The sequence below is a fragment of the Hymenobacter sp. B1770 genome, assembly GCF_049896385.1.
GTDB lineage: Bacteria > Bacteroidota > Bacteroidia > Cytophagales > Hymenobacteraceae > Hymenobacter.
Window position 1 is genome coordinate 106,227 of record NZ_JAFCUF010000014.1, and the last position, 6,036, is coordinate 112,262.

The 6,036-nt window shown below is 58.1% G+C and carries 3 protein-coding genes; 2 read left to right on the forward strand and 1 reads right to left on the reverse strand.

What is annotated here, in order from left to right; genetic code table 11:
- Window positions 1–25 precede the first annotated feature (25 nt).
- On the forward strand, window positions 26–1,369 hold the full coding sequence (locus tag ACP7AJ_RS20250) for a sensor histidine kinase (protein ID WP_426062027.1): 1,344 nt from the start codon (window positions 26–28) through the stop codon (window positions 1,367–1,369).
- On the opposite strand, the gene ACP7AJ_RS20255 is transcribed toward ACP7AJ_RS20250, so the two are convergent.
- The gene (locus ACP7AJ_RS20255) at window positions 1,366–2,223 is read right to left on the reverse strand and encodes a hypothetical protein (protein WP_426062028.1); all 858 of its coding nucleotides are present in this window, start codon (window positions 2,221–2,223) and stop codon (window positions 1,366–1,368) included. The two genes, ACP7AJ_RS20250 and ACP7AJ_RS20255, sit on opposite strands and share 4 nt — an antisense overlap.
- 997 nt (window positions 2,224–3,220) lie before the next feature.
- On the opposite strand from ACP7AJ_RS20255, the gene ACP7AJ_RS20260 reads away from it, so the two are divergent.
- A partial coding sequence (locus tag ACP7AJ_RS20260) for a PA14 domain-containing protein (RefSeq protein WP_426062029.1) occupies window positions 3,221–6,036 on the forward strand: 2,816 nt, incomplete at its 3' end.

The window sequence follows — 6,036 nt, forward strand, 5'->3', positions numbered from 1 at the left end:
CTATTAACAAGACCACTCCACACAATTGAATCTCAGCACCAAGTTTTCGCTGTTTAACGCCCTCTCACGGGTGGCCATCCTGCTGTTGCTGGTGGGGGTGCTGCCGCAGGTGATGAGCCGGCTGGCCTTGGTTTCGACTGACCAACGGCTGGCGCAGAAAAAGGAAAAGGTGCTACGCCTGATTCGCCGCAACGGCATCTCAGACTTCATCGAAAGCGGCCAGTCCTCCTACGGCAGCTACAACCTGCTGAAGGAGGAGTTTATTTCACTAGAAGAAATTCCGCCCGGGCCGAAGATTGACCTCATCGAAGACGCCAAGCGGGCCGTGGAAGACGAGATTGTGGAGTACCGCGTGCTCAGCTACTCCTTTGCCGAGGGCAACCAGTACTACCTGCTTGAAATTGGGCGCAGCACGGGCAGCATCGGCGAAACTGAGCGCAACTTCCGCGGCTACGCCTTTGCCATTCTACTGGTGGCCGTGGCCCTCACTACCCTGGCCGACCTGGCTTTTTTCCGCTACCTGCTGGCCCCGCTGGGCACCATCATCCGGCAGCGGCTGAAAAACACGCACCACCCGGCCGCGTTCAACTTCGACCCCATTCTGACCAACACCACCGACTTTCGCTACCTCGACGACAGCCTGCGCGAGATGATGACCACCATCCAGGACTCGTTTACCAAGGAGCGCAAGTTCATTGCCGACGCCTCGCACGAGCTGCTGACCCCGCTGGCGGCCCTGCAGTACCGCTTCGACAACATGCTGAGCGACGAAAGCCTGTCGGACGAAAACCTGCTGCGCATCGTGGAGTCGCAGCGCACGGTGCACCGGCTGCGCACCATCATCAAGTCGCTGCTGATGATTTCGAAGATTGAGAACGACCAGTTTCCGCGCACCGAAACCGTGTCGCTGGCTGCGCTGGTGGCCGAGGTGAGCGAGGAAGTACAGGAGCGCCTGGAGGTGCAGCAACTCACCCTCAAGTACCAGGTAGAACCCGACTTTCAAGTGTCGAACTGCAACCGCGGGCTGCTGTTCACGCTCCTCTACAACCTGGTGAGCAACGCCATCAAGTACAATCGCGAAGGCGGCCAGTTATACCTGAAGGGACGGCCCGCAACCGCGGGCAACGGCTACGTGCTCGAAATCCGGGACACGGGCTTGGGCATCGCCAAGGAGCAACTGCCACGGCTGTTTCTGCGCTTCGACAAGGGCGGCAGCACCGACCCCGACAGCTACGGCCTGGGCCTGTCCATTGTGCGCACCATTGCCGACTTGCACGGCATTGCTATCGAGGTTAACTCCATTGAGGGGCTGGGAACCTCGTTTCTGCTCATTTTTCCGGCGCCGGTGGAGCAGTTGGCCACGGCCTAACGCCGTGTGGCCCTAAAGAGCTTGCCTTTTTCGTTGCTTACCACAAAGGTGGAGTCATTGACAAAAACCAGGCCCTCGGCTTGGCCGGTGGTGGGCAGCGCACGGAAGGCTTTGGGACCATCGAAGAGGCGTCGACCGGACTGGGTAGAAAATAAAAACACGCCTCCGTAGGCGAGCAAGCCCACGGTGTGCCCATCAGGACTAATGTCGGCAGCAGTGATGGGCCGGTTGAGGCGGATGCTGTCGCGCAAAGTGGCTACGTGGTGGCCGGGGCGGGCGGGCAGGGTGTAGTGCTTGGTCCATTGGCGCAGGCTGCGGTCTTTGCTGAAAAGGTGCAAGGTATCGGCATGCCAGAAAAAGGCTTCGCAATCGAAGTTGCGGCGGCCCCGACGGGGAGGAAACTCGTGCTGGTCGGAGTAGCGGAAGGCAATGGTATCGGCCACGAGCGGGCCAGCGCCCGGGCGGAGGCGGTAGATGGTTAGGTCCTGCCGCTGGTTGCGGTTGTTGCCAAAGTCGCCGATGTAGAGATTACCGGCGCGGTCCTGGGCTAAGTCTTCCCAGTCGGTATTCACCAAGAGCGGCAGGTCGAGGGTGCGCAGTGGGGCGCCAGATAACGCCACCAGCACAAGAAGGGCCGGAGCACCGCCGTCGCCGTGGCTCCAGAGGCCGCTTAGCGAATCGGCTCGAGCTAGGCCAGAGCTTTCGCGTAGCGTTGGAGGCAGCCGCCCTACCCGGCGCACCCCATAGGCCGCGTGCGCAAACCGGCCCCGCCCGTGGTTGGCCGGCGCACCTGCGAGCACGGCGTGCAGGAACACAATCAAGGGAAAAAGCGCATCGCGAAGTAGCATCAGCATAAGCACAGCAAATAATATTGGGCCACTCTGCCAAGGCTAGCAGGTGGCCCGAATCAAGGTTTCCTCTAACAGAACGCAGCAAGCAGGAAAAGCTCCGGTTTTGAGCCTACAAATCCGGCTGGCTATCCTGCCTCACTGGCAAAAGGGAACCCATGTAAATCTGTTTCGGTATTAAATTTTAGCAGCAAGCCATGACAAAATTGATACTAAAACTATTGGAAGCCAATGCATTCGCCTTAGCAAGGCGTTACTGGATTCCCTCAATTGAAATCAAATAGTGCTAGTGCAAACGACCAACGTGGTTGTGCTTGGCTTTTGTACAGCTCGACAGTAGGGTGTTATTCCCAAATTGGGAAAGCACGGATCCAACCATTATATATAATGAATCTAACTCTATTTTGTAATCAATTTAGGTTAACAGCGGCCGTACGTGTAGTCCTGAAAAAAGTGACGTATAAAATTATGGCCTCACTTTTTCTACGGGTCGTCGCACCAATTCCCATATCGGGAATAGAGAAGTTAATGGATGTAAAGCGCGGGCTTAATCCTGATGTAAATCTTTGACTATTAGATGATACTGACACAGCTCGGGGTTTGGATAAAACGCCGGTATTGCCCAGCTTTTTCTATCTCATTGATAATAAACATAGTACTAATCAAATAATCATCTTACTCACAAAGCTGGCCCTATAATCTCGTCTTGCTCCTCACTTAGGTTAGTCGCTCTAAAATTCGGAAGGTAACTTTGTGATAGTTGATTGAAATTGTATCCTACCCATACAACACCCCACTCAATAATAAATAAGTTTCACCAAAAGTACAATACCCTTTGAAACGACTTTTTTCACTTCTGCTTTTACTTGTCAGCCAGTCTGTCTATTACGTAAATGGACAAGCTCCTTCGCAAACAGCAAATGACTATGTACGCCCGTATTCAGAGCCTTTTCAATACGGTGTCAATTTTGGATATTACAATACCAATTGGAGTGATGAGTTGATGGCAAAGGCCTCTCAGGACCTGGGAGTACACTCGGTTCGGCCCACCCTACCCGAGCGCTTTCTTGAGAACTTTGGCTACGGCATTCGCACCAACACCTTCGACAAGTATCTGCACACTTATGGCATGAAAGAGCTCACGGTCTTTTTGGAAGACCCCGCCGAAGCTCACCGTGACAACACCATCTACCCGGGCGGCACGCAGCCCTCGCGGCTGTTCAAAAACTTGTACGAGCCCATCTGGAACACGGATGGCAGCGTTAACCCCAATAACTATTACGCCAACTACGTCTTTAAAGTACTCCAGTTTTACGGCGACAAAGTGCGCTTCTGGGAAGTAGTAAACGAGCCCGACTTCACCTACGTCTACGACAAGAACGTGTGGCTGACCCGCGCTCCCTTGCCTGACGAGTTGCCCAACCTGCGGGCCCCTATCTTCCACTACATCCGCATGCTGCGCATCAGCTACGAGGTAATTAAGAAATACCGCCCTGATGCCTACATCACCACCGGCGGCGTGGGTTACCCCCAGTTCATGGACGCGCTGCTGCGCTACACCGACAACCCCAACGGTGGCGCCGTCTCGGCCCAGTACCCTCTCAAAGCCGGTGCTTACCTCGACGCGCTGAGCTTCCACAGCTACCCCACCTACTCGCTCCACTCCTGGAGCGTAGCAATCAACAACTTCGTCTACACCCGCACGTCTGACTACGCCATCCAGCAGCTGCTGAAGGAGCGCCAGGACATGGTGAACGTGATGGCTAAGTACGGCTACGGCAGCACCTACCCCGCCAAGCACCTGCTGATGAGCGAAGCCAACGTGTCGCGCCGCACTTCGGCCAATCGGACGGCCTCTGACGAAGGACAGCGCAACTTCGGCATCAAAGCCTTGGTGCTGACGCAAGTAAACGCCATTAAGCAGTTCTACTTCTACCAGTTGGGTGAGTCCGTGAACGCGCCGCCCGTGGGTACTTCCGTTAGTGGCGACGACGAACTGGCCCTGATGGGCTTGTACGAAAACCTCAAGCGCGACGCCCCCGGCTCGCAGAAGTCTACCCAGCTTGGCCAGGCTTTTGCCACCACCTCCAAGCTGCTCTACGGCTGGCATTACGATGCTGCCCGCACCGCTGCTCTGGCCCTGCCCAGCAGCCTCAACGGCGCTGCCTTCAGCAAAAACGGCGTCTATACCTATGTATTGTGGGCCAGAGCTTTGGTCGACAACCAGGAATCGGCCCGCGGCACCTACTCCTTTCCGTCGTCGTTCAACCTGACCAGCTTGCAGCGCTACGAGTGGAACCACGCCAGCACCAACGCTCGCACCACCATCTCCGCCCAGAACGTTGCCCTGACCGAGACTCCCCTGTTTTTCTCCGAAGGCAGCGCCCCGGTGGCCACCACGCCTACTACCACCCCCACCGCCAGCACCTGCCCAGGTACCGGCAGCCTGACGCGTGAGGAGTGGACCAACATAATGGCCACAGGCGTAAGCGCCGTGCCTGTGAACACCACCCCCAACAGCATCGCTCCGATTACCAGCTTCGAAACGCCTTCTAAATCAACGGGCAATCACGCAGCACGTATTCGCGGTTACATCTGCGCACCTTTTTCGGGCGCCTATACCTTCTGGATTACGGCCGACGACGCCGCTGACCTCTTCCTGAGCACCAGCGACGACCCCACGAAGAAAGTCCGCATCGCCTCTTGCGCTGGCTGGACCAGCGGCAACCGCGACTTCACCACCCAGCAGAGCCAGATGTCCATTTCCATCCAACTGCAGGCCGGTACGCGTTACTACGTTGAGGCTCTGCACAAGCAGAACTGGGGTGCTGGTTATTTGGCAGTAGCTTGGCGCCTGCCAAATGGAACTCGCCAAGTGCCCGTACCCGGCGAAAACCTTATCCCCTTCGGCACCGCGACTACTACGCCGACTACTACTCCCACCACAACTACCCCGACCCCAACCCCGACTCCTACTACTTCTGCCTGCGGCGCTACGGGCAGCATGCAGTATGAGGTGTGGAACAACGTGAACAGCACATTGCTGAGCAGCATCCCCACGAGCACCACGCCCAACAGCACTTTGACCTTGGGCAGCTTCGAAACGCCCTCCCAGACGCTCTACAACCACGGCGCCCGGGCCCGCGGCTACATCTGCGCCCCCGCCACGGGTGCCTATACCTTCTCGATAGTTGGCGACGATGCGGCCGAGCTCTACCTGAGCACCGACGCCGACCCGGCCAAGAAGGTGCGCATCGCCTCCTGCGCCGGCTGGACCAGCGGCAACCGCGACTTCACCCGCTACCCCAGCCAGCAGTCGGCCACCATCCAACTGCAGGCCGGCACGCGCTACTACATCGAAGCCCTGCATCATCAGAGCTGGGGCCCGGGCTACTTAGCGGTAGCGTGGCGCTTGCCCAACGGCACCCGCCAGGAGCCCATCCCCGGCGCTAACCTGATGCCTTTCGACGCCTCTACGACTCCTACTACTACGCCGACGCCAACCCCCACGCCGACCCCCACGGGGTGCAGCGGTACGGGCAGCGCCACGTACCAGGTGTGGAACAACGTGAACGGCACGGCCGTGAGCGACATCCCCACCGGCAGCACGCCGAGCAGCAGCAGCGCCATCGCCAGCTTCGAAGCGCCCACCCAAACGCTCTACAACCACGGGGCCCGCGTGCAGGCGTACCTCTGCGTCCCCACCAGCGGGGCCTACACCTTCTGGGTGGTGGGCGACGACGCGGCCGAGCTCTACCTGAGCACCGACGCCGACCCGGCCAAGAAGGTGCGCATCGCCTCCTGCGCCGGCTGGACCAG